The 24481-nt window shown below is 66.9% G+C and carries 23 protein-coding genes and 2 tRNA genes; 18 read left to right on the top strand and 7 right to left on the bottom strand.

Going from position 1 to position 24481, the window contains the following annotated elements; all coding sequences use genetic code 11:
- The first annotated feature begins 80 nt into the window (after window positions 1-80).
- Window positions 81-1502, top strand: a complete 1422-nt coding sequence (locus IBX22_RS04700) for an MFS transporter (RefSeq protein WP_194814133.1) — start codon at window positions 81-83, stop codon at window positions 1500-1502.
- 65 nt (window positions 1503-1567) lie between these two features.
- Here IBX22_RS04700 and IBX22_RS04695 read toward each other — a convergent pair whose 3' ends face one another.
- A complete protein-coding gene (locus IBX22_RS04695) occupies window positions 1568-2446 on the bottom strand; it encodes an RNA polymerase sigma-70 factor (RefSeq protein WP_309234425.1) in 879 nt (292 codons plus the stop codon).
- A gap of 137 nt (window positions 2447-2583) precedes the next feature.
- On the opposite strand from IBX22_RS04695, the gene IBX22_RS04690 reads away from it, so the two are divergent.
- Complete coding sequence (locus tag IBX22_RS04690) at window positions 2584-3057, top strand: carboxymuconolactone decarboxylase family protein (RefSeq protein WP_194814131.1); 474 nt, start codon at window positions 2584-2586, stop codon at window positions 3055-3057.
- A 51-nt stretch (window positions 3058-3108) separates the two neighbouring features.
- Here IBX22_RS04690 and IBX22_RS04685 read toward each other — a convergent pair whose 3' ends face one another.
- Window positions 3109-3879, bottom strand: coding sequence for an SDR family oxidoreductase (locus IBX22_RS04685; RefSeq protein WP_194814130.1), 771 nt, complete (start codon window positions 3877-3879; stop codon window positions 3109-3111).
- Window positions 3880-4132: 253 nt separating this feature from the next.
- Window positions 4133-5053 (bottom strand): LysR family transcriptional regulator, encoded by a 921-nt coding sequence (locus IBX22_RS04680; RefSeq protein WP_228538192.1) that lies wholly within the window; start codon window positions 5051-5053, stop codon window positions 4133-4135.
- Between the two features lie 147 nt (window positions 5054-5200).
- Here IBX22_RS04680 and IBX22_RS04675 point away from each other — a divergent pair, with 147 nt between their 5' ends.
- The 3 genes from IBX22_RS04675 to IBX22_RS04665 all read left to right on the top strand — a co-directional run bounded on the left by IBX22_RS04675 (window position 5201) and on the right by IBX22_RS04665 (window position 8253).
- Window positions 5201-6745: an MFS transporter gene (locus IBX22_RS04675; protein ID WP_194814129.1), complete on the top strand. Its 1545-nt coding sequence runs from the start codon at window positions 5201-5203 to the stop codon at window positions 6743-6745.
- A gap of 119 nt (window positions 6746-6864) precedes the next feature.
- Window positions 6865-7737, top strand: a complete 873-nt coding sequence (locus tag IBX22_RS04670; RefSeq protein ID WP_194814128.1) for a helix-turn-helix transcriptional regulator — start codon at window positions 6865-6867, stop codon at window positions 7735-7737.
- A 69-nt stretch (window positions 7738-7806) separates the two neighbouring features.
- Entirely contained in the window at window positions 7807-8253 is a 447-nt protein-coding gene (locus IBX22_RS04665; protein WP_194814127.1) for an SRPBCC domain-containing protein, read from the top strand.
- A gap of 10 nt (window positions 8254-8263) precedes the next feature.
- Here the strand turns inward: IBX22_RS04665 and IBX22_RS04660 are convergent, their stop codons facing one another.
- Window positions 8264-9133: a GNAT family N-acetyltransferase gene (locus IBX22_RS04660; protein WP_309234424.1), complete on the bottom strand. Its 870-nt coding sequence runs from the start codon at window positions 9131-9133 to the stop codon at window positions 8264-8266.
- A gap of 64 nt (window positions 9134-9197) precedes the next feature.
- Here IBX22_RS04660 and IBX22_RS04655 point away from each other — a divergent pair, with 64 nt between their 5' ends.
- Window positions 9198-9932, top strand: coding sequence for a vancomycin high temperature exclusion protein (locus tag IBX22_RS04655; RefSeq protein ID WP_228538190.1), 735 nt, complete (start codon window positions 9198-9200; stop codon window positions 9930-9932).
- Here IBX22_RS04655 and IBX22_RS04650 read toward each other — a convergent pair.
- Window positions 9923-10546, bottom strand: a complete 624-nt coding sequence (locus IBX22_RS04650) for a TetR/AcrR family transcriptional regulator (protein ID WP_194814126.1) — start codon at window positions 10544-10546, stop codon at window positions 9923-9925. The genes IBX22_RS04655 and IBX22_RS04650 overlap by 10 nt on opposite strands.
- Window positions 10547-10646: 100 nt before the next feature.
- Here IBX22_RS04650 and IBX22_RS04645 point away from each other — a divergent pair, with 100 nt between their 5' ends.
- From IBX22_RS04645 to IBX22_RS04620, 6 genes are all read left to right on the top strand, one after another.
- The gene (locus IBX22_RS04645) at window positions 10647-11630 is read left to right on the top strand and encodes a Rieske 2Fe-2S domain-containing protein (protein WP_194814125.1); all 984 of its coding nucleotides are present in this window, start codon (window positions 10647-10649) and stop codon (window positions 11628-11630) included.
- 18 nt (window positions 11631-11648) lie between these two features.
- Entirely contained in the window at window positions 11649-12737 is a 1089-nt protein-coding gene (locus IBX22_RS04640; protein ID WP_194814124.1) for a dihydrodipicolinate reductase, read from the top strand.
- An 80-nt stretch (window positions 12738-12817) separates the two neighbouring features.
- A complete protein-coding gene (locus tag IBX22_RS04635) occupies window positions 12818-12964 on the top strand; it encodes a DUF1059 domain-containing protein (protein ID WP_194814123.1) in 147 nt (48 codons plus the stop codon).
- A gap of 119 nt (window positions 12965-13083) precedes the next feature.
- Window positions 13084-13157 (top strand) — tRNA-Met (locus IBX22_RS04630).
- 14 nt (window positions 13158-13171) lie between these two features.
- Window positions 13172-13244, top strand: a tRNA-Asn gene (locus IBX22_RS04625).
- A 17-nt stretch (window positions 13245-13261) separates the two neighbouring features.
- Window positions 13262-13945 (top strand): DNA polymerase beta superfamily protein, encoded by a 684-nt coding sequence (locus tag IBX22_RS04620; RefSeq protein WP_194814122.1) that lies wholly within the window; start codon window positions 13262-13264, stop codon window positions 13943-13945.
- 139 nt (window positions 13946-14084) lie between these two features.
- Here the strand turns inward: IBX22_RS04620 and IBX22_RS04615 are convergent, their stop codons facing one another.
- Window positions 14085-14642 (bottom strand): heme-binding protein, encoded by a 558-nt coding sequence (locus IBX22_RS04615; protein WP_194814121.1) that lies wholly within the window; start codon window positions 14640-14642, stop codon window positions 14085-14087.
- A gap of 164 nt (window positions 14643-14806) precedes the next feature.
- Here IBX22_RS04615 and IBX22_RS04610 point away from each other — a divergent pair, with 164 nt between their 5' ends.
- The 4 genes from IBX22_RS04610 to IBX22_RS04595 all read left to right on the top strand — a co-directional run bounded on the left by IBX22_RS04610 (window position 14807) and on the right by IBX22_RS04595 (window position 18788).
- Window positions 14807-15961 (top strand): sensor histidine kinase, encoded by a 1155-nt coding sequence (locus IBX22_RS04610; RefSeq protein WP_309234423.1) that lies wholly within the window; start codon window positions 14807-14809, stop codon window positions 15959-15961.
- Window positions 15958-16587, top strand: a complete 630-nt coding sequence (locus IBX22_RS04605) for a response regulator transcription factor (protein ID WP_194814120.1) — start codon at window positions 15958-15960, stop codon at window positions 16585-16587. Before IBX22_RS04610 ends, IBX22_RS04605 begins: the two co-directional genes overlap by 4 nt.
- A 74-nt stretch (window positions 16588-16661) precedes the next feature.
- On the top strand, window positions 16662-17327 hold the full coding sequence (locus IBX22_RS04600; RefSeq protein ID WP_194814119.1) for a DUF899 domain-containing protein: 666 nt from the start codon (window positions 16662-16664) through the stop codon (window positions 17325-17327).
- Window positions 17328-17378: 51 nt separating this feature from the next.
- On the top strand, window positions 17379-18788 hold the full coding sequence (locus tag IBX22_RS04595; RefSeq protein WP_375540199.1) for an FAD-binding protein: 1410 nt from the start codon (window positions 17379-17381) through the stop codon (window positions 18786-18788).
- Window positions 18789-18797: 9 nt separating this feature from the next.
- Here IBX22_RS04595 and IBX22_RS04590 read toward each other — a convergent pair whose 3' ends face one another.
- Window positions 18798-19400, bottom strand: coding sequence for a hypothetical protein (locus IBX22_RS04590; RefSeq protein ID WP_194814118.1), 603 nt, complete (start codon window positions 19398-19400; stop codon window positions 18798-18800).
- Window positions 19401-19756: 356 nt separating this feature from the next.
- Here IBX22_RS04590 and IBX22_RS04585 point away from each other — a divergent pair, with 356 nt between their 5' ends.
- Both IBX22_RS04585 and IBX22_RS04580 read left to right on the top strand, forming a co-directional pair.
- Window positions 19757-22003, top strand: a complete 2247-nt coding sequence (locus IBX22_RS04585) for a bifunctional SulP family inorganic anion transporter/carbonic anhydrase (RefSeq protein WP_194814117.1) — start codon at window positions 19757-19759, stop codon at window positions 22001-22003.
- Window positions 22004-22169: 166 nt separating this feature from the next.
- Complete coding sequence (locus tag IBX22_RS04580) at window positions 22170-24413, top strand: bifunctional SulP family inorganic anion transporter/carbonic anhydrase (RefSeq protein ID WP_194814116.1); 2244 nt, start codon at window positions 22170-22172, stop codon at window positions 24411-24413.
- Window positions 24414-24481 lie beyond the last annotated feature (68 nt).

Below are 24481 nucleotides of genomic sequence, written 5' to 3'. Positions count from 1 at the left end.
GCGCAGGCTTGACATTTCAATACCCTAGGGGGGTATGGTTCCGCCCCGAGTTCGAACACTCCCGGAAGGACGGAACCGAAATGTCAACCCAAAGCCCATCAACTACGCGAAAGTGGTTGGCGCTGGCGGTAATTGCCGCCGCGCAATTCATGGTCATCATGGATACCTCGATCATCGGCATCGCACTGCCGAAGATGCAGGCCGATCTCGGCTTCTCGCAGGAGAACCTGACCTGGGTCTTCAACGCCTACGTCATCGCCTTCGGCGGCTTGCTCCTGCTCGGCGGAAGACTCTCCGACCTGCTCGGCGCACGCCGGGTCTTCGGCGCGGGTTGGCTTGTCCTGCTTGCGGGTTCGGTCGTCGCCGGCGCCGCGGGCAATGTCGCGGTCGAGCTGGCCGGTCGTGTGGTGCAGGGCGCGGGCGCGGCACTGATCGCACCCTCGGCGCTGACCCTGCTCATGATGTTGTTCGGCTCCTCACCGAAGGAATTGACCAAGGCCCTCGCGGTCTACGGCGCGGCGGCACCCGCCGGTGGCACGGCCGGTGTGTTCCTGGGCGGCGTGATCGCCGAATACATCAGCTGGCCATGGGTTTTCTACATCAACATCCCGATCGCGGTCCTCGCCTTGATCGCCATCCCGGCCCTGATGCCCAGCGCACCCGCACGCCAGGGTTCGATCGATCTGCTCGGCGCGATCACCGTCACCGCGGGCTTGGCCGCCGCCGTCTACGGCATCGTCCGGGCTCCGGAAGTGGGCTGGGGATCCGGTCAAACCTGGGGCGTCCTCGCCGTCGCTGCCGCTCTGCTCGCGGCGTTCGTGCTCGTGCAGGCCCGGCACCGCGCACCACTGATGCCGCTGAGCATCTTCCGCGCCCCGAATCTGGCCGCTGCCAACATCGCTCAGCTCCTGCTCGGCGCCGCGTGGGTGCCGATGTGGTTCTTCCTGAACCTGTACCTGCAACAGGTGCTCGGCTACAGCGCCTTCCCGTCGGGTGCGGCACTGCTCCCGATGACCACCCTGATCATGCTCGGCATGGTCGTCCTCGCCCCGCGGGCCATGCAGCGCTTCGGCGCCAAGCCGATGATCGTCACCGGCCTGATCGTGCTCGGCATCGGCCTGGGCCTCATGTCGCTGATCCGCCCGACCGGCAACTTCTGGGTCGACGTGCTCCCCGCGTCCCTGGTCGCCGCGGGCGGTATGGCCCTGGCGTTCATCCCCTCCCTAGGCACCGCTATCGCCGCGGCCCGACCGGAGGAGGGCGGCCTGGCCTCGGGCATCGTGAACGTCAGTTACCAAGTGGGTTCCGCGATCGGCCTAGCCGCAATGACCGCGGTGGCAACGGCTTTTGGCGCCGACCAGCTCGGTGACCTACCGCGGCTCACCGACGGTTTCGCGGCCGCGTTCCTCGGCGCGGCGATCATCGCCCTGGCCGGAGCGGGAATCGCGGCGGTAACGATGCGCAGCCCGGCACGGGAGGAGGCGGTGTCCGAGACCGTCTGAGCATGGCACCGGCACAAAATTCGGGTGGTCGTGGAAACCCACGACCACCCGAATTGTGCGGCAGCTCAACGACGCAACGTCGTCTCCTCTTCCATCCGCGACAGCTTCTCCGGATTCCGCACCGCATAGAGCCCGGTGATGCGCCCGTCCTCGATGCGCACCGCCACCACGGTGTCGATCTGATCGTCGAGTCGCAGCACCAGCGCCGGATAACCATTCACCTGGGTTTGCACCAGCGCCGCCGCGGGATCGATCCGGCTCAGCACCCCGGCCACCACCTCGGCACCCACAATTGGTTGCAGCGCAGCCTGTTTGACGCCGCCGCCATCGCCGAGGAAGACGACATCGGGGGCGAGGATATTCAGCAGTCCCTGTAAATCGCCGGTCCGGACCGCGCGCTGGAACGCGTCCAGCGCATCCTTGGTCTCGGCGGGCGAGGCGACTCCACGCGGCCGCCGGGCGGCCACGTGTGACCTTGCGCGATGGGCGATTTGGCGCACCGCCGCCGGTGATTTCTCGACGGCTTCGGCGATCTCGTCATAGTCCAGATCGAAGACGTCGCGCAGCACGAACACCGCCCGCTCGGTCGGAGTCAGGGTTTCGAGGACCAGCAGCATCGCCATCGAAAGGCTCTCGGCCAGTTCGATGTCCTCGGCCACGTCCGGCGCGGTGAGCAGTGGCTCGGGCAGCCACGGACCGACATAGGACTCCTTGCGCCGGCCCAGCGTGCGCAGCCGGGCGAGGGCCTGCCGGGTGGTGATTCGCACGAGGTACGCCCGGTGTTCCCTTATGGAATCGAGGTCGACCCCCGCCCAGCGCAACCAGGTTTCCTGCAGGACGTCCTCCGCGTCGGCCGCCGAGCCGAGCATTTCGTAGGCGACGGTGAACAGCAGATTGCGGTGGGTGACGAACGCCTCGGTGGCGCGATCTCTGAACTCTGGCACGTACACAAGATGCCGCCCGGCGCCGTTCTGTGACACCTCAACTGCGTGGCATAGGTCACAATTCGGCGCTGTCACAGGGCGCGGGTCCCTGGCATCTCATGGTCGTTCACCACAACACCACGAGTGAGGACGAAGTCATGGAATCCCGAATCAACTTGGTAGACAACGAGCTCGGCGCGAAATTCGGCAAGCGGTTCGGCAACGCCGCCCAGCTGATCGCGCAGTCGTCGCTATCGAAGACTGTCCAGGAACTGGCGTCGCTGCGCGCCAGCCAGATCAACGGCTGCGGCTGGTGCGTCGACGTGCACACCAAGGAACTCGCGGCCGTCGGCGAATCCGCGGTCCGGATCAACCTGGTCGCCGCCTGGCGCGAGGCCACCGTGTTCACCGAGGCCGAGCAGGCCGCCCTCGCGTTCGCCGAGGAAGGCACCCGGCTCGCCGACGCCTATGCCGGCGTGTCCGACGAAACCTGGGAGCTGGTGCGCAAGCACTACGACGAAGACCAGGTTGTCGCGCTGGTCGGCGTGGTCGCCATGATCAACGCCGCCAACCGGCTCGGTGTGATCCTGCACCAGAAGGGCGGCTCCTACGAGGTCGGCATGTTCGGCTGAGAATGTGGCTCGGCCCCACCGGATTTCACCGGTGGGGCCGAGCCGCCCGGATTACGACGCCTGCCGGGTCGGCATGATCGTGATCTGCTGCAGGTTGACGTGCGCCGGCTGGCTCACCAGGAAGTCGACTGCCGCGGCGACGTCCTCCGGGTTCAGCCAGGTGATCGTCTCCTTGGCGCTGGCCAGCCACTCGAGCGCACCGGGATCGGTGACGTGCCCCTGCAATTCGGTGCCGACGATGCCCGGCTCGATCGCGGAGACCCGGACGTCCTTGGCTCCGAGCTCCGCACGCAGGGTGCGCGACAGGTGGGTCACGTAGGCCTTGGTGCCCGAGTAGACCGCGAAGCCCGGGAAAATGTTCTGCCCGGCGATCGAAGACGTGTTGACCAGGTCGGCCGCACCCTTTTCCGCGGCCGAGGCGATCAGCTGCGGGAGGAAGGCGCCGATGGCGTTCATCAGCCCGGACACGTTCAGATCGATCTGCTGCTGCCACTGCTGCACCGCCAGCTCCTCGGCCGGTGCGGGCAGCATCACGCCGGCGTTGTTGAACAGCAGGTCGGCCGTGCCGAGTTCGGTGGCGACACGGTCGGCCGCGGTGGCGAGCGCGGCGGCGTCGGTGACGTCCACCGGCAGGGCCAGCGCTGTTCCGCCGGCCTGTTCGATCTCCTTCACGAGGTGCTCCAGGCGGTCTGTGCGGCGGGCCAGCACCGCCACTTTCGCGCCCGACGCGGCCAGCCGCTTGGCGGTCGCTTCGCCGATGCCGCTGGAGGCGCCGGTCACGACGGCGACACGTCCGGCCAGGGTGGAGGCATTCTGAGTCATCTGGATTTTCTCCTCGGTGTCGTTCGCGGCGGATCGGCCGCGTATTAGAGACAACTCCGCGGGAGCGGCCTTCGGAGGGCCTAAACGAGCCCTGCTCGACCTCGGTCCAGCCAACCTCGGTCCAGCAGACCTACCTTGGTTGCCGGCACCGCATATCTTCGCTGACCCTGCATGACATCCACCGGGTCTTTCCACCAAAGGACGACTGATGGCAGGGGCGGAGCCTTCCGCTCACTGGACTGGTCCGGAGTCGTCATGGGCTGCGGGTTTGAGCGATCTGGCAAAGGGTTTCGACGAACGCTCGTACTCGGGCGGTGTAACGGTCGCGCGGCCAGATCAGGCCGTAGTTCAGGGGCGGCGCGTCGCGGAGTGGCACGAAGGAAATGCCGGGGCGTGCGTGGTAGCGGGCGGCGCGCATTGCGGCGGGTGAGACGCCCCGGCCGGATGCGACCAATGCCAGTACTTCCACCCAGTAGACGGCGGTGGCGCCATGGGTGATCGACCGACCCTGCGGGGTCTGACGAGGGTAGATGCTCTCATGCCAGTACCGGGGGCTGATGCCGGACATGACGATCATCGGGGTTCTCGCCAGGTCTTCCATGCACACCGATGTGGACCGGGCGAACGGATGTTTCTGGGGGACCAGGAGGGCGCGCGGCTCCGCGAAGATCACCGGCCCGGCGATCAGATCCGGTTCGTTGACGGGGAACTCGGTGAGCTGGAGATCGAGCGTGCCTGCGCGCAGGGGGCCGAATGTGTCGGTGAGCTGCACCTCCTGAACCTCGACCAAGCAGTTCGGGTACGAACAGCGAAATGCCTCGGCGGCCTCGAGGACGATGTCGCTCGCCCACTGAGAGGAGAAGCCGACGCGCAGGGTCCCGGTCATGCCCTTGCCGACGGCGACGGCCTGAGCGACCGTCTCTTTGATCTGCAGGTACGCCGGGCCCAGGCCATCGTGGAGCCGCTGCCCGGCGGGCGTCAGGGCCACCCGGCGGCTGGTGCGCTCGAACAGCGTTACCCCCAAGCGGCGTTCGAGCCGCTGGATGATCTGGCTGACCCGGCCCTGGCTCAGACCGAGTCGCTCGGTGGCGCGCCGGAAATGTAGTTCCTCGGCCACGGCCAGAAACGTCTCGATCTCGTGACGCTCTATCACTACCGCCCACCTTCGGCCCATTGGTGACTCTCGCTCACCGACGGTATAGCACTTCGGTCTCGTTCCCCGCCCGTCTGTTTCGCAGTATGGAGCAATGCCATGCCGATCCCGCAGTCTCCCAAAAGCTTTCAGCCACGCGAAGAATCTGTTCAGGAGCTCTGCCACCTCATGACCGCTACCGACCTCCAACACCGCGCCGGGCTCAAAGAGTGGATCGGGCTCGCTGTTCTGGCCCTTCCTACGCTCCTGCTATCCCTGGACATCACCGTGCTGCACCTGGCCGTGCCTGAGCTGAGCGCCGACCTACGGCCCAGCAGCACCCAGACGCTGTGGATCATCGATATTTACGGCTTCATGATCGCCGGATTCCTGGTGACCATGGGAACTCTGGGCGACCGGATCGGTCGTCGCAGGCTGCTGATGGGCGGCGCCGCGGCCTTTGGGGTCGCGTCGGCGCTAGCCGCTTATGCCTCCTCCCCGGAAGCGCTGATCGCGGCCCGGACACTGATGGGGGTCGCGGGCGCAACGCTGATGCCCTCCACGCTTTCTCTCGTGAGCAACATGTTCCGCGATAGCCGGCAGCGCGGACTGGCCATCGGGATATGGGCAACGATGTTCTCGGCGGGCATCGCCATCGGCCCTGTGGCCGGGGGCGCGCTGCTCGACCACTTCTGGTGGGGTTCGGTGTTCCTGCTGGGAGTGCCGATCATGGCGCTGCTGCTGCTGGCCGCGCCGTTCCTGCTGCCGGAGTTCCGCGACATCGATGCCGGCCGACTCGACCTGGCCAGTGTGGGGCTGTCGCTGGCAACGATGCTCCCGGTCACCTACGGCATCAAGGAACTGGCCAAGCACGGCCTTGGTCTGCTGCCCGTGCTCACGATAAGCATCGGACTAGTGGCGGGCGTGGTGTTCGTCCGGCGGCAGCGACGGCTGACCAACCCATTGCTGGATATGAACCTGTTCGGCGACCGCGTCTTCTCCGGGGCGCTGGTGAGCATGTTCGTCAGCACCGGGATGGTAGGGGGCATCTACCTGTTCATCACCCAGTATCTGCAGCTGGTGCGGGGCCTGTCCCCGCTGCGGGCGGGACTGTGGCTGCTCCCCGCCGCCGCCGCTTTGATTGTCGCGTCCCTGGCGGCCCCGATCATCGCCCGCCGTAGCGGCCCGGCCAAGGTCATCGGCGCCGCCCTGGCGATCTCCACCCTCGGGTTCGTGTTGCTGACCCAGGTGGAGACCGAGGCAGGACTGCCGCTGCTGGTCGCCGGATTCGTCCTGGTGTATCTCGGCACCGGCCCCACCACAGCCCTCGGCACCGATCTCGTCGTGGGCTCCGTACCTCCGGAGAAGGCAGGCGCCGCGTCGGCACTCGGCGAGACCAGCACAGAGCTCGGGGTGGCATTGGGCGTCGCCGGACTCGGTAGCCTCGGCACCGCCGTCTACCGCGACCAGATTCCAGCCGACGCGCCCGCCGCAGTCCGCGACACACTCGCCGGCGCCGCCGCCGCAGGCACCGACGGCGCATTGCTGACCACCGCGCAGGAAGCGTTCACCACCGGACTCACCAGCGCGGCCACCGTCGGCGTCGCCCTTACCGCCGCCGTCACCATCCTCGCCGTGCTCACCCTGCGCCAGGTTCGTACCACCGGAGACCTTGCCGCCGACACGCCGGAACGGCTCCCCCGCCCCGGCGGTGTCCTCACAGAGACCGAGTGACACAGCAGCGGGTGGCGATGACCAACTGGACGGTTGAGCCGCCCCCCACCTGGCTATGTGGGTCCAGCAGACCTACCTTGGTTGCCATCTGTGGGCCCACTACCCGGCACACTGGATCCGTGGAGCACAACGCCGAGCTGAAGGAATTCCTGCGCAGCCGACGCGCGCGCCTGAACGTCGACGACATGCCGATCGGCGGGACGGGTGGCGTGCGCCGGGTCCCGGGCTTGCGCCGGGAGGAAGTTGCGCAGCTGGCCGGGGTGAGTGTGGATTACTACAGCCGCCTCGAACAGGGCCGCAACCTCAACGTCTCCGACGAGGTGCTGGACGCCGTCGCCCGCGCGCTGCGTCTCGACGACACCGAACGCTCTTATCTGTTCCAGATCGCGCGCACCAACCCACGCCGCGCCCGCCGCCGCACCCCGGCCCGCGTGCAGCGTGTCCGGCCCGGAATTCGCCGCATCCTGGAAACCCTCGACGACGTGACCCCGGCGTTCGTCTTCGGCCGCCGCATGGACGTCCTGGCCACCAACAGGCTGGCGCGTGCCGTCATGACCGACTTCGAGGCGCTCCCGCCGCGCGACCGGAACATGTTGCGCTACACCTTCCTCGACGAATCCACGCGCGAGCTGTACGCCGACTGGGAGGAAGTGGCACGCGACAACGTCGGCGTCCTGCGCCTGGACGCGGGCCGCCACCCCGACGACCCGCTGCTGGCCGAACTCGTCGGTGAACTGTCCATCAAGAGCCCCGAATTCCGCCGCTGGTGGGCCGATCACAACGTCCGCGAACGCAGTTACGGCACCAAGCGCTACCACCATCCGCTGGTCGGCGACCTCAGCATCGACTACGAAAGTGTCTCGCTCCCAGGCGATCCCGATCAAACCCTGTGCATCTACACCGCCGAAGCGGGCTCGGCCTCGGAGACCGCGCTACGGTTGCTTGCCAGCTGGACGGCGAGTTCGCCCGCGGTAACCGAGCCCGCGTCGTAGCATCCGACTCCAACCCGCGGGCGCCGCGAAATGCAATGCTGGTGGCCCGGACTCGTCGAGAGGTGTGCCGTGGTTTCCGATTCGGAGTTGAACCCCGCTGCGGTCGAGATCGGCAGCTTCTTCCCGCAAGCACCGGCCGTCGTCTGGCGCGCCCTGACCGAGCCGGACCTGATGGAACGCTGGCTGATGCAATCTGTCGGCTTCGCCGCAACCACCGGAACGCATTTCATCTTCATCCTGCCGACGACCCAGCCCTCCAGCGAGATCGCGTGCGAAGTCCTGACCGCCCGCCTGGGCGAACAACTGACCCACACTTGGTTCGACCTGCGAGCCGACCACCCCGCCCGCTGGGTCCTGGACTGGACGATCCAACCGCAGGGCCGCGGCACTCGACTCCTGTTGACCCAAACGGGTTTCGACATCAACGACCGCCGCCAGAAGATGGCCCGCAACGCGATGGAACGCGGCTGGAAATCGACGCTGCTACGCCTGCGCAAGGTGCTCGACGAAACCTGAGGACAGACCTTCAGAGGAAGTGCCCGCTGGCCAGGTAGGGCGCTGGGGGCTGGAGGTCCCGCACGGCGAGGTAGCCCTCCTGGCCGATGTCCAAACGCGCGGCCAATCCGACGTCTATCGCCCATTCGTTAGCTGTCGTGATGCAGTTGACGAGGGTGTCGCCGTGTGAGGAGGCAAGCGCTTCCCACAGAAGCTTTTGCGCGGTCGGTTGATCAGCCGCGGCCAGCAGCGCTGTGCGTCCTTGATCGTCGATGTAGACGTAGCCGTTGGCATGCGAGACGACCAGGCGGTTGTGCGCAGCAAGGTAAGGGTGGTCGGGTCCATGTCCGGCTCCGCGAAGCTGCTGGTCCAGGCGGTCCATCCAGTCGAAGTCGGCGATCGAGCCTTCCCGCAAGCCGTTGACCGCCGGCAGCGTGGATCGGTCGACGGTCCCGACCATGCGCATCTGGGGATGCAGGGAAAAGCCCGCCGATCGGTACCGGCGAGTCGCGCCGGGATGCACCGAGGAGGAGAACATTCCCGGCCGTCCATCGGCATGGGCCAGCACCGCGTCCATCAGGCGTTTGCCGATGCCATGGCCCTGCCGGTCCGGCAGCACGCCGTAGGTTGCCAAGTACCACAGGCGATCCCGGTTCTGGGAAATCGCGAACCCCACGATCTCCGGACCATCGACGGCGACCAGGCAGCCTTCGGGGTCGACGTCCAAGAAGTGCCGCATCCGGTCGATCCACCGTTTCGTGGCTGTCTCCGATCGTGGTTGCGGGTCTGGTTCACCGACTCGCCTGTCACGTCGATCGCTGTCGAGGAATGTGATGTCGGAGGTGCGCTCGGCGTGCGGCAGATCGGCCGCCCGCATCGTTCTGACATCTGGAACGTTCACAGGCTTCACGGTATGAGGAACCGTCTAGAGGCGAAACCGGTTTTCGGTGTGCGGGGCTGTACGGATGCGTCCCGGACAGCTGACGGTTTCGCCTCCCCAGGGTGCGGGTCCCGGCGTCGAGCGAATGGGGGCGGCGCGCCTTGGAACGTATCGTGGCGGATCTATGAGGCGTGATGGCAACCGGAGGGTTCAGTTGAGAGTGAAGCGTCGGCCGCTGTTGAAGTGGGGCGGGTTAGCGATCACCGGGTTGCTGGTTGTGGTGGCCGGAGCGAATGCGTGGTTGTGGCTGGTGTCCTCGGGGCATCGGTCCGAAGTGGCGGCGGCGCCGGTCGCGCCGGTGGTGATTGTGCCCGGGGCCAAGGTGGCCGAGGATGGCACGCCGATGTCGTATCTGCGGGGGCGGTTGGACGTCGCGATCGATCTGGTGCGGGCGGGTAAAGCTGCCGGAATTCTGGTTTCGGGTGATGCGGGTGGTGTCTCCGGCGACGAAATCGTCTCGATGACAAAGTATCTGGTGGCGCAGGGGATCGATCCGGGGCTGATCCGGTCGGACCCCGAGGGGCTGTCGACGCGCGAAACCTGTGAGCGTGCCAAACAGCACTTCGGCATCGAGCGCGCCCTCATCGTCACCCAGTACGAGCATCTGCCGCGGGCGGTCGCCCTGTGCCGGGCTGCGGGGATCGACGCCGACGGCGTCACGGCGTACTGCGAATGCCGTCGAATCACGGTGCTCCGCAACAACCTCCGGGAATGGCTCGCCGCACCCAAGGCGATCTTCGCGCTGATTTTTCAGAGCTGAGGTTCGAGGTAGGCGACGATGGCGTTGACCAGGCCGCGCCGCGCCTCGTCGAGATCGGCGTAGGTGCCGAGCTGCTTCTCGGAGACGAGGCCACGCATCGCGCCGGGCAGGAGGGCTGCCATTTCGCGGATCCGCACCGGGTCGATGTCCAAGTCGGCGAACGCTTTCCGGCAGGCGTCGTGCCACAGGGGTTTCCAGGAGGCGAGTTCCGCGGCGGTCCGGGGGTAGAGGCGTTCGAGTTCGGCGTGGTCGCGGGGGAGTGCTGCGCGCAGTGTTTCGATCGCGCGGGAGTCGGGTGAGCTCAGACCCGTGTACATCAATTCGATGATGCCGGTGACGCGTTCGCGCAGGGAGGCGGTGGGGCGTACGCGGACGGGGAGGTCGCCGCGGCGTTCGGCCGTGCGGTGCAGCACTGCGGCCCACAGTCCGTCGATGTCGCCGAACTGATATTTCACGACGCCCCAGGTGGCGCCGATCTCCTTGGCGATCCGGTTGCCCGAAGCCGCGGCCGGGTCCCCGGTGGCCAGCGCGTGCAGTGCGGCTTCGAGCATGTTCTCGCGGGTGGCGAGGCCTCGTTTGTTGCTGCGCCTGCCCGTCGTTCCCGGATCGGTCATCGTGCGCATCCTTTCCATTTTCGTAGAACCCTCTTGCATAGTATCAAAGAGGCTTCTACGATAAGGACGCTCCCGCACTACGGACGACAGGACCGGCGCGATGGCCAAACCGCCTCTATCAATGCAGCCGACAGGGTGGTTCCAGGTCGCGTGGTCGGCCGAGGTCGGTATCGGTGCCGTGCACCGGATGAAGTACTTCGGGCGCGAGATGATCGCGTGGCGGTCCGAAGCCGGCGAAGTCGCAGTAATGGATGCCTACTGTGAACATCTCGGCGCGCATCTGGGGTTCGGTGGGCACGTCGAGGGGGACCGCATCGTCTGCCCGTTTCACGGCTGGGAATGGAATCGCGAGGGCCGCAACGTCTGCGTCCCGTACGAGAAACATCCCAACAAGGGCAGGCGCATCCGCAGCTACCCCGTTGTGGAGCGCAACGAATCGATCTGGATCTGGCACGACGTCGAGGGGCGGCCACCCCACTTCGAAATCCCAGACGTATTCACGGGGTTCGACGACGGCATGAGCGCCGAAGACTATTTCCCGGCCTACCCGCACTCCACTCTCTACCGGGAACGACTGGAATTACACCCGCAATACATCATGGAGAACGGGGTGGACTTCGCGCATTTCAAGTACGTGCACAAGGTTCCGATCATCCCCACTTTCACTCGTCAGGACTTCGACAACCCGGTCTCCTACGTGGATTTCACGATCGCCTTCGATAACACGGCGGCCGGAGAGATCAACAGCGGCGTGCAGGCCATCAACGCCGGACTCGGCGCGGCGGTCACCAAGAGCTGGGGCATGATCGACAACCGCACGCTGTCGGCGGTCACGCCGGTCGACGACGAAACCTCCGACGTGCGTTTCTCGGTCTGGATCGGTCGCCCGCCCGGCGCTGAAAGGTCCGGCGCGGCCGCCAAGGCACAGCAGGTGGCCGAGGCCGTCATCGCGCAGTTCGAGGCCGACATCCACATCTGGGCGCATCAGCGCTACTCCGACCCGCCCGGGTTGTCGCAGAAGGAATTCGAGGGATTCAAGGCGCTCCGGCACTGGGCCGCGCAGTTCTATCCCACGCCGAAATGACGGAAGGCACTGTCCCCCATGAACCCTCAGCAGCGGATCCGCGTATTCCAGGTTGCCACCGGAAATGTCGGCACCGAGATGATCAAACGCATTGGTAGTCACCCCGATCTGGAGTTGATCGGACTGCACTGCTACACCCCGGAGAAGGTCGGCCGTGACGCCGGTGAGCTCGCCGGCCTGCCCGCGATCGGCGTGCGCGCCACCGGCTCGGTCGAGGAAATCATCGCCGCCAAACCGGATGTCGTGACCTTCCACGGGGTCTTCCCCGACGAAGCTCTCTACGAACGCGTCCTCGAAGCGGGCATCAACATTGTCACCACGGCCGACTGGATCACCGGCCATCATCGTGACCGCAACCACCCGCATCCGTCCGGGAAGCCGGTCACGGAGGTACTGCGGGCCGCATGCGAACGCGGGGGATCCACGTTTTACGGGACCGGCATGAATCCCGGCCTGTGCCAGATCCTCGGAGTCGCCCACTCCTGCGATGTGGCCGAAATCGAGAACGTCACCGTCATCGAATCGGTCGACGTCTCCTGCCACCACTCGGTACAGACCTGGATCGAAGTCGGCTACGGCCGGCCCGTCGACGACCCCACGATCCCCGCCTCCCTCGAAAAATTCACCAGGGTGTTCGCCGACTCGGTGTATCTCATGGCCGACTGCTTCGGTCTCGAACTCGACGATGTCACCTTCAGTTACGAACTCGGCGCGTGCACAAGGGATGTCGACCTCGGCTGGTACACCCTGCCCAAAGGCTCACTCGGTGCGAACTACATCAAATACCAAGGCATCGTCGACGGCGTCCCGCGTATCGAATCCCATCTGGAATGGCAGATGACGCCGCATACGGACCCGAAATGGGATGTGAAGGGCTGCTACATCACCAAGATCACCGGCGACCCGAGCATCTACAGCAAACACATGATCTTCCCCAAACCCGGTGTAGACCTGTCGAATCCGGATTCGTTCGCCGCCATCGGCATGACCGTCACCGGGCTCCCCGCCCTCAACGCCATCCGATCGGTCGTCGCCGCACCGCCCGGCATCCTCACCAGCGCCGATCTTCCGCTGCGCGGCTTGGCGGGTCGCTTCAAACAGTCCTGATCGGCTGGCAATCCGTCCAACCCGATCCGCGCCCGGTGGGCGGGACGCGCCTAGACTTCCGAGCGAAAGGAGGCCCTGTTGTGAAGCGAAACCTGAACTGCCCCTGTGGAGAACACATCGTCGGGACCGACGAGGACGACCTGGTCGAGAAGACCCGCAAGCACCTCACCGCCAACCACCCCGGACACGACTACTCCCGCGACGAAATCCTCTTCATCGCCTACTGATTCCAGGCCGCGAGTGGCACACCCGGGAGCGTCTACTCGACGTTCGCCGCAACCTTGTGCCACTCGCGGGCTCGGAAAATGAGTTGCTGGGGTGCTGTGGGCCTGGGAGTGTAGTTATCGGCGGTGTGGCGTAGTCCGGTAGCGCGGTGGTCTCATGATCCATAGGTCGTCGGTTCGAATCCGACCACCGTCACGACGGTAAGGCATTGGCTTGTAGCTCAATTGGCAGAGCGGCGTCCTGTTAAGGCGTTCGGTCCAGGTTCGAGTCCTGGCGGGCCAGCGAGGAGGGGGAGTGTGATGAGCGATCTGCTGCTCGAAGGTGTTGTCGGGTCGATCGCCTACGGGCTCGATACGCCGGCGAGTGACGTCGACTATCTGGGTGTCTATGTGGAGCCGACGCGGACCTTTCTGGGATTGAAGCCGCCGACTCGCGACAAAGGCACCCGGCATGGTCGCGATGGCGCCGACGCCACTTATCACGAGGTCGGGAAGGCGATGGGCCTGATCCTGTCCTGCAATCCGACGGCCACCGAGATCCTATGGCTCGACAAATACACTGTCGCAACCGATTTCGGCACCGAGCTGGTGAGCTTGCGGTCGAGTTTCCTGTCGGCGCATCGGGTGCGGCATTCGTACTTCGGTTACGCGATGGCGCAGTTCCGCCGGATGCTGCACCGCCGCGAAGCCCAGGGGCTGCAGGACCCGCGGCTGGCCAAGCACGCCCGGCACACCATGCGATTGCTGTGGCAGGGATACGAGCTCTACACCACCGGTGTCCTCCCGATCCGATTGCCCGACCCCGAACCGTATTTCGAGTTCGGTCGCCAACTGACGACCGAATCCGGCGCGGAGGTGGCGAAGGCGCTGATGGCGGAGTACGAGCAGAAGTTCGACACCGCGACAACGGCGCTGCCGGAGCACCCGGACGAGGCCCCGCTCGAAGATTTCCTGCAGCGCGTGCGGCGGGCGAACTTGGATTAGGGCTGTTCACACAGCTGAACGGCTTGGCCGCATCGCCGTGGAGCGAACGATTAACGCGCCGGGTCTCGCGCATCTGACATCCCGCGGGATAGTGGCGCCAGCCCTGTCGGTCTGGCGCCCGCCATCGCGGTAGCCGTCGTCAGCGGGACAGCTCGGCGGCTCCGGCGCGGGCGAATTCCTCGTCGAGGTCGCCGCTGGGCGCACCGGCGACGCCGATTCCGGCGATGGGAGCGTTGCCCGCGGTGACGGGGACGCCGCCGGCGAGGAACAGGGTGCCGGGGATGTCGGCCAGCCGGGGTGTGGCGGCGAGGCGGTTGCCGAGGTCTGAGGTGGGGGCGTTCCAGGAGACGGCGGTGAAGGCTTTGCGTTCCGCCGAGTCGTAGGACTGCGGCCCGGCACCGTCGCCGCGCAGGGTGACCAGAGTGTTGCCGTCGCGGTCGACCACGGCGACGGTGACGCGCTGATTCTTCTGTTCGGCGGCTTTCAGTGCGGCCTGCGCGGCGCGGGTGGCGGCGTCGATGGACAGGTGGGTGGTCTGGCGCAGGTTGCCGGGGGTGGCGTCGGCGGCGAGCGCGACCTGTGCGGTGGCAGGGGTGTCGGAGCCGGTCAGGTCGACGGCGATAGCGCCCGCGCCGACAGCGGCGAGGACTGCGGCACCGGTGACGAGGCCGGTCAGAGTGCGGCGGGAGGTGCTCATGGTGGGTTCCTTTCGAACGGGTGGCTGGTTGCTCCTTCGATCCTGCGGCAGCACCCAGGTCGGCCGAATCGGTGAGCGGGCCAGGGATCGGTGGTAGCTCGGTGGATGCTCGTGTCGTCCGATCGGCTGATACGGGACGCTCCCCGGGCGGGCAGAATGGGGCGGTGAGCGACAGTGCGGAGGTGAACGACGACCGGGTTTTCGGCGTGATCATGCACGTCGCGTTCCTGTTGCTGGTCGCCGCTTCGCTGGCCCGGTTCCTGCTCCGGCATCCCGATTCCGCGCGGACACCGGCGATCATCGTGCTGTCGGTGGCGCTGGCCGGGCTGTACGCGCTCGGCGCGCGCCGCGGGCGAATCGCCTGGCTCGCGGTTGTCGTGGTGCTCTGGATCGTGCTCGTCGCGCTCGCGCCGAGCTTCGCCTGGTGCGCGGTGCCACTGCTGTACACCGGATTGCGGATCCTGCCCTTGCGGACCGCGCTGATTCTGGTCGCGGTGCTCACCGCGTTCGTCGCCGGTGCGCAGATCCGGTTGGCGGGATGGGCCGACCCGGCCGTGCTGGTCACCCTGCCGACGGTGGTCGTGCTGGCCACCGCCGTGTTCGTCTATAACCGGCGGCAATCCGAACGCCGCCGGGTGCTCATCGACGACCTGCTCCGCACCCGCCGCGAACTGGCCGCGACCGAACGCCGTGCGGGCACCTTGGCCGAGCGGCAGCGCCTGTCCATGGAAATCCATGACACCCTCGCCCAGGGGTTGTCGAGCCAGCGGATGCTCCTGCAGGCCGCCGACCGCATCTGGGATACCGAGCCGCAACGCGCGCACGACCACGTGCGTTCCGCCGAATCCATCGCCGAGCAAAACCTCACGGAGGCAAGGCAGTTCGTGCGCGATCTGGCGCCGGCGGACCTCGCGGCCAACGGCTCGCTGGCCGCGGCCTTACGCGCGCTGGCGCACCGGGAGAGCACCGACGCGCTCGCTGTCCGATTTCAAGCGGATGGTGAGTCGCCGCGGCTGCCGGACCGGGTCGAAGCGACACTGCTGCGGATCGCGCAGGGCGCGCTCGCCAATGTCCGCGAACACGCCGAGGCGAGTACCGCCATGCTTACCTTGACCGGGCTCGACGACCAGGTCGTCCTCGATATCGCTGACGACGGCCGGGGCTTCGACTCGGCCGCGTTGCCCGAATCCGGTGACCGCGGTTACGGGCTCGCGGCGATCCGCGCCCGTCTGCAACAGTTCGGCGGCACCTTGACGGTCGAATCCACACCGGGCGAAGGGACAGTGCTGTCCGCCGCTATCCCGTTGGGAGAGAAATGAATCCCCCTGTGCGCGTGCTTGTTTGCGATGACCACGCCGTCGTGCGGGCGGGCCTGCTGGCCCTGCTGTCCAGCGCCCACGATATCGAAGTGGTCGGCGAAGCGGGCACCGGCGAAGAAGCCGTCGCCCTCACCGCCCGCCTCATCCCCGATGTCGTGCTCATGGATCTGCAACTCGGCGGCGGCATCGACGGCATCGAAGCCACCCGGCGAATCACACTCTCCGGCAACAACACTCACATCCTCGTCCTGACCACCTACGACACCGATGCCGACATCACCCGCGCCATCGCTGCCGGCGCGACCGGCTACCTACTCAAAGCCGAACGCCCCGAAGAACTGTTCGCCGCCATCCACGCCGCCGCCGCGGGCCGCCCCGCGCTGTCCCCGCCGGTCGCCCAACGTGTCATGGCCCGCATGCGAAACCCCGTACCCGCCTTGACCGCCCGCGAACTCGACATCCTCGCCCAGCTCGCCCACGGCCTCGGCAACCGGGAAATCGCCCGCGCTCTGCACATCAGCGAGTCCACGGTGAAAACGCACCTCGGCCGGATCTACGAGAAGCTCGGCGTCGACACCCGCGCCGCTGCGGTCGCGGTCGCCAAGGAGCAGCGCCTGCTCGGCTGACCTGCGCAGCGATGAATTCGCCGGGCCCAACCCGTCTTAATCGAGGAGAGGTCCACACAGCGAAAGGACGCATCATGCCCAGTCCCGATGTCGGCACTCGCGAGCAGTGGCGGGCAGCCTACGAAAAACTGCGTGCGGAGGAGAAAGACCTCACGCGCCGCGGCGACGAGGTGACCCGTCAGCGGCAGGCCCTGCCTTGGGTCCCGGTCACCAAGGACTACCGATTCGACACCAACGCCGGCGAGAAATCCCTGGCCGAACTGTTCGACGGGCGCTCTCAACTGATCATCCGGCACTTCATGCACGGCCCGAAAACCCCGGAGGGCTGCCCGGGCTGCACCTTCGAAACCGACAACCTGGTCGGCGCGGTACCCCACCTGGCCCACCGCGACGTGACATTCATCCTCGCCTCCCGCTCCCCGCTCGCAGTCCTCAACGACTACAAGAACCGCTACGGCTGGGACATCGAATGGGTCTCTCTGGGCGACAACGGATTCAACGAAGACTTCTACGATCTGATGCACATCCCGACCCCAACCCGCCCCGGCGACATGCTCGACGTCATGGAACTCATGGCCCTGAGCACGTTCACCCGCGACAACGACACCGTCTTCCACACCTATTCCACCTACGACCGCGGCACCGAAGCCCTCAACGCGACATGGCAATTGCTCGACCGCACCGCAAAAGGCCGCGGCACCGACTTCGACGACTGGCCCGGCAAACGCGACGAATACTGACCGCCGAGCCGCCCGGCCGTGCGGTGCCGCACGGCCGGTACGGTGGGCGGAGTGCATTTCACGAATGAAGGATCGGTGCTCGAGCAACGCCGGCTGACCGGCTGGAGCCGCACCGCACCGACTGTTGCGCAGGTGCTTTCGACCCCCGACCTCGACATGGTCGCGCGGGCGGTGCGCGAGGCAGGGGAGCGGGGCGTCATCGCCCGCGGCCTCGGGCGCAGCTACGGCGATCCGGCGCAGAACGGCGGCGGCCTGGTCGTGGACATGACCGCGTTCGGCCGCATCCACACGATCGATCCGGACAGCGCGGTGGTCGACGTCGACGCGGGCGTCAGCCTCGACACTCTGATGCGAGCCGCTCTGCCGCAAGGCCTTTGGGTTCCGGTGCTGCCGGGCACCCGCCAGGTCACCGTCGGCGGCGCGATCGCCTCCGACATCCACGGCAAGAACCACCACTCCGCCGGCAGCTTCGGCAACCATGTGCTGTCGATGGATCTGCTCACCGCCGACGGCTCGATCCGCACCCTCACCCCGGAAGGCGATGCGGCGGAACTGTTCTGGGCGACCGTGGGCGGCATGGGCTTGACCGGCATCGTCGTGCGCGCCCGAATCCGCATGAAGCACACCGAAACCGCGTACTTCCGAGTTGACAGCGACCGGACCGGCAGCCTCGACGAAACGATGGAACTCCTGACCGGCGGCTCGGACGAGGGCTACGAATACTCGGTGGCCGTCCCCGACACGATCAGCATCGACTCGAAGCTGGGCCGCGCGGGCTTCAGCCGCGGCAATCTCGCCACCCTCGACGATCTGCCGCCCAAGCTGCGCCGAAACCCCTTGCACTTCAACGCGCCCCAACTGTTCACGGCCCCCGACATCTTTCCCAACGGCCTGGTCAACGGCGTCACCACCCGTATCGGCGGTGAGCTCGCCTACCGGACGTTCGCGAAACAGGGCCGCGGCCTGATCCAGAACATCACCCAATTCCTGCATCCCCTGGACCTTTTGGGTGAATGGAACCGTGCCTACGGCCGGCGCGGCTTCATGCAATATCAGTTCTCCATGCCCTACGGCGCAGAAGACCAGCTGGCCGCCGCCGTCCGCGCGATCGCGCACTCCGGCCACCCCTCCTTCCTGAACGTCTTCAAACGCATGGGCCCGGGCAACCAGGCCCCGCTCTCCTGGCCGCACCCGGGTTACATGCTCAGCCTCGACTTCCCCCTTGCCCCCGGGCTTGCCGAATTCTGTACCGGCCTCGACCAGCGAGTACTCGAGGCGGGCGGTCGCCTCTACTTCGCCAAGGAGTCCCGCACCGCGCCGGAAACCATCCGGGCGATGTACCCGCGGCTGGCGGAATGGCGGCGGATCCGCGACGCCGCCGACCCGGAGCGCGTCTTCGTCTCCGACCTGGCCCGCCGTCTCCGTCTGGTCGACGACGACCCGACCCCGACCTCGCGCTGACGCGCGGTATCACCCGCCGCGCAGGCCCAAACTGCGCAGCTCCAAGGCGGCCAGTTCGCGCACGGTGGCGTCGTCTCCGCGGCGCCAGGCGTCGACGACGTCGGGGTCGATTCGGTTCAGGGTGCGCAGGGGCTGGTTGGCGAGGGCGCGTAAGGCGAGGAGGTCGCGGCCGGCGGGGGCGGCGCGCAGGCTTTTCGCGGCGGCCGCGCGCCGCATCCAGCGCAGTCGGCGTGGCAGCCAGACGAACAGCACCAGGCCGATCGGGAAGATGAGCAGGCCGACGGCGAGGGCTATGGCGAGGTCGTCGACGAGGCCCTGTTGATCGTGTCCGGCTTCCGCGATCGATCGAGCGGCCGCGGCCGCCTTGTCGAACGGCGTGGTGAGTTCGTCGCCCACGACCGGCACCCGGCCTACCTTGTCGCCGACGTCCCCGAGGTTGTCGGCCATTCCGTTCCCGGCACCCTCCAGCTTCTGGCCGGGCACAGCCAGTTTGCGCACCAGATCGTGCACCCACCAAGCAGTTCGGATCGCGGCGTAGACCCAGAGCACCACCAGCAGATCCATCAGCACCTGACGAAGGAAAACCGTCCCGCGATCGGCGTAAATCTTCACCCGCCCAGGTTCCTCCGCCGCCCGCCCCCCTCGGGCTGCTTTGCCACGATCCGGGACTGAGCCGTTCCAGCCCTGGCCGCCACAGCCGGTCCTGGAAAGCAGCTTCGGCCGCGGGGACCGCCCGGTAACCTGATGTGACTGCGGTCACAGTTTGATAGCGATTTCCGGTCAGGGCCACGTAAGCCCTTTTCAACACCTTTGCTAAGTCTTTACTATCACCCAGTTCCTCGCGTAACCGGGTGGTTGCTCCAACCTGCGTTTCGAAGTCTCCGCTTCGCCCGCCGCTCGCTTTCGATGCCTGTACATGTTCGCCCGATGAACCGAATCCGGCACTGCCGGTTCGGCGAAGGAGAAATATGTCCACCGACACCGATTCCGCACCACGGACGTCGCCGCGTTACAGCGCGCAGTGGTTCTTCGACCTGCTACAGCCGGTGCTCCGGCACGACCTTCCTGCTTCACTCGTGGTTTTCCTTGTGGCCCTTCCGCTTTCGCTCGGCATAGCGGTCGCCAGCGGCGCACCCGTGGCCGCCGGACTGGTCGCGGCGGTGGTCGGCGGCATCGTGGGCGGCGCCCTGGGGGGCTCGGTATTACAGGTGAGCGGGCCCGCCGCCGGCCTGACCGTCGTAGTCGCCTCGACGATCAGCCAATTCGGCTGGGCAACCACGTGTTTCATCACCGTGGCCGCCGGTGTGCTGCAGGTGATGTTCGGGTTGAGCCGCATCGCCCGGGCGGCGCTCGGGATCGCACCGGTGGTGGTGCACGCGATGCTGGCCGGTATCGGAATCACCATCGCGCTGCAGCAGATACACGTGCTGCTCGGCGGTTCCGCGCACAGTACGGCTTGGCGCAACGTCGTCGAATTGCCCGGCCAGCTGCTGCATTCCCACGGCCCGGCGGTCCTGATCGGCGTCACGGTCATCGCGATCCTGCTCGGCTGGCGTTATCTGCCCGCCCGCGTGCGAGTCGTGCCCGGTCCGCTGGTCGCGGTGACCACCGCTACCGTGCTGTCGCTGGTGCTCCCGGTCGACGTCGCCCGAATCCCGTTGAACGGCAGCTTGTTCGACGACATCGCCCTGCCCCGCCTACCCGAGGGCAATTGGTTCGCGGTCTCGGTGACGGTGCTGACCATCGCGCTGATCGCCAGCGTGCAGAGCCTGCTCTCGGCGGTGGCCGTGGACAAGATGCACGGCGGCGAGCGCACCGATTTCGACCGGGAGCTACTCGGTCAGGGGGCGGCGAATGTGCTCTCGGGGTTGTTCGGCGGCCTGCCGGTGGCCGGGGTGATCGTGCGCAGCTCCGCGAATGTCGAAGCGGGAGCGCGCAGCCGGGCTTCGGCGGTGCTGCACGGCATCTGGATTCTGGTGTTCTCGGTGGCCCTGGTCGGGCTGGTGCGCCAGATTCCGACCGCCGCCCTGGCGGGGTTGCTCATCGTGATCGGCATCCAGCTGGTGAAGCTGGCGCATATCCGGCTCGCCCATCGGACCCGTGACCTGATCATCTACGTCGTCACCATCCTTGCCGTGGTGTTCTTGAATCTGCTCCAGGGGGTGCTGATCGGGCTGGCGCTGGCCTTCGGGCTGCTGCTGTGCCGCGTGGTCCGGGCGCACATCGTGGCGAAGCCGGTGCCCGACAGTGAATTCGGCGACTCCTGGCTGGTGACGATCGAAGGCAGCTGCACCTTCCTCGCGCTGCCGAAGCTGACCTCGGAACTGGCGAAAGTGCCCGAGCAGGCGGTGATCCGGCTGGAGATGAGCGTCGACTTCCTCGATCACGCCGCCTACGAGATGATCGAGGACTGGGTGCGCCGACGTCGAAACGCTGGTGGCGTAGTGGAATTCGTCGAACTCGGGCCGGTGCGCATGGCGGCGGCCACAGCGGGTCCGCCGGCCCGCGGCCACGCCCGCAAGGCGGTCGAGGAGGCGATCGGTCCATGGCGGCGCACCGCGCACCGGGTGGATCCGGTGGTCGCCGGGATCTCGGCCTATCACCGTGGGCACGCGCATCTGCTGCGTCCGCACCTGGACAGTCTGCGCGATCAGCACGAGGCCGACACTTTCTTCCTGACCTGCGCTGATGCCCGAATCGTGCCCAATGTCATCACCAACAGCGGCCCCGGTGATCTGTTCACGGTGCGCAATGTCGGCAATCTGGTGCCCGTCGGCAACAGCGACGCCTCGGTGGAGGCCGCGCTGATCTACGCGCTGGACAAGCTGGACGTTCGCACCGTGGTGGTGTGCGGCCATTCCGCCTGTGGCGCAATGGATGCGCTGCATCGCGCGGTGCAGACCGGCCAGGCGCTGGGCGAGTGGCTGGCGCACGCGCGGCCCAGTCTGGCGCAGTTCCGGGTCGGGCATCCGGTCGCCCGCGCCGCGGCCGCGGCCGGGTTCGACGAGGTCGATCAGCTGGCGATGGTGAACGTGGCGCTGCAGCTGGAGACCTTGCACGCCCATCCCGCGGTGTATCGGGGGATGCGGGAGCGCGGGGTCGCGGTCCGGGGATTGTTCTTCGATATCGCTACCGCCCGGGTCATCGAGGTGACGGTCGACGGCATCGCCCAGTTCGACGACGCGCCCAGTCGCGTTGCAGCGGAATCGGTTTGATTCATCAATGTGGTCGTGCTCACACCACTCCAGTGCTATGGTCCCAGCCACTTCGAGGCAACTTCTTAAGTTTTGCTAAGTCTTTACCAATAGCCTTGGGCGGATTTACTTGCCGACCCAACGGCGCGTCGGCGATCACCTCATCATCACTGGACCTGGAGGAGCCATGGCTGTCGAAAACGACCTAGCCCCACCTGTGCCCGGACCCGGAACGGGTACCCGATCACTGTCTGATCGTCTGAGATTCCTTGCGCGCCACGACATTCCCGCGTCGATCGTGGTCTTCCTGGTCGCGCTGCCGTTGTCGCTCGGTATCGCCGTCGCCTCGGGTGCGCCTGTCGCCGCCGGCCTGATCGCCGCCGTCATCGGCGGTATCGTCGCCGGTTTACTCGGCGGCTCCACCTTGCAGGTGAGCGGCCCGGCGGCCGGCCTGACCGTGGTCGTCGCCGAGTCGATCAACCAATTCGGCTGGCGCACCACCTGTTTCATCGTCGTCGCGGCCGGCGTGCTGCAGATCCTGTTCGGGCTGAGCCGAATTGCCCGCGCCGCGCTGGCTGTCGCGCCCGTGGTGGTGCACGCGATGCTGGCCGGCATCGGTATCACCATCGCGCTGCAGCAGATGCATGTGCTGCTCGGCGGTTCCTCACACAGCTCGGCCTGGAACAACATCGTCGAACTGCCCAGCCAGCTGATCAATCTGCACGGCGGTGACGTCTTCGTCGGCGGTGTGGTCATCGCGATCATGCTCGGCTGGCGCTATGTCCCCGCGCAGATCCGCGTCGTTCCCGGCCCGCTGGTCGCGGTCGTCGCGGCGACCGTGCTGTCGTTGTTACTGCCCACGGGCGCGGAGCGCATCGTGCTGGACGGTTCGCTGTTCGACGCCATCGGCCTGCCCGAGATCCCGGACGGCGGCTGGTCGGCCGTCGCGATGATGGTGCTGACCATCGCGCTGATCGCCAGCGTGGAGAGCCTGCTCTCGGCGGTCGCGGTGGACAAGATGCACAACCTGCCGCGCACCAATTTCGACCGCGAGCTCATCGGACAGGGCTCGGCGAATGTGCTGTCCGGCCTGGTCGGCGGTCTGCCGGTCACCGGCGTGATCGTGCGCAGCGCCACGAATGTGCAGGCGGGTGCGCGCAGCCGGGCCTCGGCGGTGCTGCACGGTGTGTGGATCCTGCTGTTCTCGGTCGCGCTGGCCGGGCTGGTGCAGCAGATCCCGCTGGCCGCGCTGGCCGGTCTGCTCATCGTGATCGGCATGCAGCTGGTGAAGACGGCACACATCCGGCTCGCCCGGCGCACCGGCGACCTGCTGGTCTACGGCGTCACCATCGCCGGCGTGGTGTTCCTGAACCTGCTCGAGGGTGTCGTCATCGGTCTGGTGCTCGCTTTCGCGCTGCTGCTGTGGCGAGTGGTGCGAGTCGCCATCGTGGCCAAGCAGATTCCGGCGTCGCAGCGCTGGCTGGTCACCATCGACGGGTCCTGCACCTTCCTCGCGCTGCCGAAACTGTCCTCGGAACTGGCGAAGGTGCCTGCCGATGCCGATGTCACGGTCGAGATGACCGTCGACTTCCTCGACCACGCCGCCTTCGACACCCTGAGTGAATGGGTGCGGCAGCAGGAAAATCACGGCGGCAGTGTGGAATTCGTGGAGATCGGCCACGCGCGCATGGCTGATGCCTCGAGCGGCCCGCCCGCGCGCGGTTTCGGCCGGGCGATGTTCGACGACGTGCTGGGCCCGTGGCAGCGCGACGACGAGGAGAAACGGGATCCGATCACCGCGGGTGTCGCCGCCTACCACCGCAGCCACGCCCACGTGATGCGCCCGCACCTGGACGAACTGCGCGACCACCAGGATCCGGATTCGTTCTTCCTCACCTGCGCGGATTCGCGGGTGGTGCCGAACGTGATCACCAACAGCGGCCCCGGTGACCTGTTCACCGTCCGCAATGTCGGCAACCTGGTGCCCGAGGAGGGTGACGTCTCGGTCGAAGCGGCCCTCACCTTCGCGCTGGAGAAGCTCAACGTGCGCTCCATCGTGGTGTGCGGGCACTCCTCCTGCGGCGCCATGGCGGCCCTGCATCGCGGCGATCACCACAAGGCGCCGCAGACCGGCATCGGCACCTGGCTGGCACACGCCCAGCCCAGCCTGGACCGCTTCCACCTCGGTCACCCCGTCGCGAAGGCCGCTGCCGCAGCCGGTTTCGGCGAGGTGGATCAGCTGAGCATGGTGAACGTAGCCGTCCAACTGGAAACCCTGCACCGGCATCCGTCGGTGCGGGCCGCGATCGCCGAGCGCGGTGTCACGGTGTCGGGCTTGTTCTTCGATATCGCGACGGCCCGCGTCGTCGAGGTCACCGTCGACGGACTCGCTCGGTTCGCGGTCGATCACACCACACCGGAACTGGTGTAGCCCGTGCCCGAACCGGCTCGAAACCTCCAGGTTTCGGGCCGGTTCGGGCACCTTCGGGTTTCTCGTAC

The sequence above is a fragment of the Nocardia sp. XZ_19_385 genome (genome assembly GCF_015355755.1).
Taxonomy (GTDB): domain Bacteria; phylum Actinomycetota; class Actinomycetes; order Mycobacteriales; family Mycobacteriaceae; genus Nocardia.
The sequence above is the reverse complement of the archived record's forward strand: the minus strand, read 5'-3'. Positions and strand labels throughout refer to the sequence as shown.

Coding starts and splice junctions, on each gene's coding strand:
- IBX22_RS04640 (WP_194814124.1), top strand. CDS start 11,649: ATGAACCCTCAGCAGCGGATCCGCGTATTCCAGGTTGCCACCGGAAAT.
- IBX22_RS04580 (WP_194814116.1), top strand. CDS start 22,170: ATGGCTGTCGAAAACGACCTAGCCCCACCTGTGCCCGGACCCGGAACG.
- IBX22_RS04650 (WP_194814126.1), bottom strand. CDS start 10,546: ATGACCGATCCGGGAACGACGGGCAGGCGCAGCAACAAACGAGGCCTC.
- IBX22_RS04585 (WP_194814117.1), top strand. CDS start 19,757: ATGTCCACCGACACCGATTCCGCACCACGGACGTCGCCGCGTTACAGC.
- IBX22_RS04645 (WP_194814125.1), top strand. CDS start 10,647: ATGGCCAAACCGCCTCTATCAATGCAGCCGACAGGGTGGTTCCAGGTC.
- IBX22_RS04685 (WP_194814130.1), bottom strand. CDS start 3,879: ATGACTCAGAATGCCTCCACCCTGGCCGGACGTGTCGCCGTCGTGACC.
- IBX22_RS04615 (WP_194814121.1), bottom strand. CDS start 14,642: ATGAGCACCTCCCGCCGCACTCTGACCGGCCTCGTCACCGGTGCCGCA.
- IBX22_RS04605 (WP_194814120.1), top strand. CDS start 15,958: ATGAATCCCCCTGTGCGCGTGCTTGTTTGCGATGACCACGCCGTCGTG.
- IBX22_RS04675 (WP_194814129.1), top strand. CDS start 5,201: ATGACCGCTACCGACCTCCAACACCGCGCCGGGCTCAAAGAGTGGATC.
- IBX22_RS04680 (WP_228538192.1), bottom strand. CDS start 5,053: ATGGGCCGAAGGTGGGCGGTAGTGATAGAGCGTCACGAGATCGAGACG.
- IBX22_RS04655 (WP_228538190.1), top strand. CDS start 9,198: ATGCGTCCCGGACAGCTGACGGTTTCGCCTCCCCAGGGTGCGGGTCCC.
- IBX22_RS04600 (WP_194814119.1), top strand. CDS start 16,662: ATGCCCAGTCCCGATGTCGGCACTCGCGAGCAGTGGCGGGCAGCCTAC.
- IBX22_RS04620 (WP_194814122.1), top strand. CDS start 13,262: ATGAGCGATCTGCTGCTCGAAGGTGTTGTCGGGTCGATCGCCTACGGG.
- IBX22_RS04690 (WP_194814131.1), top strand. CDS start 2,584: ATGGAATCCCGAATCAACTTGGTAGACAACGAGCTCGGCGCGAAATTC.
- IBX22_RS04700 (WP_194814133.1), top strand. CDS start 81: ATGTCAACCCAAAGCCCATCAACTACGCGAAAGTGGTTGGCGCTGGCG.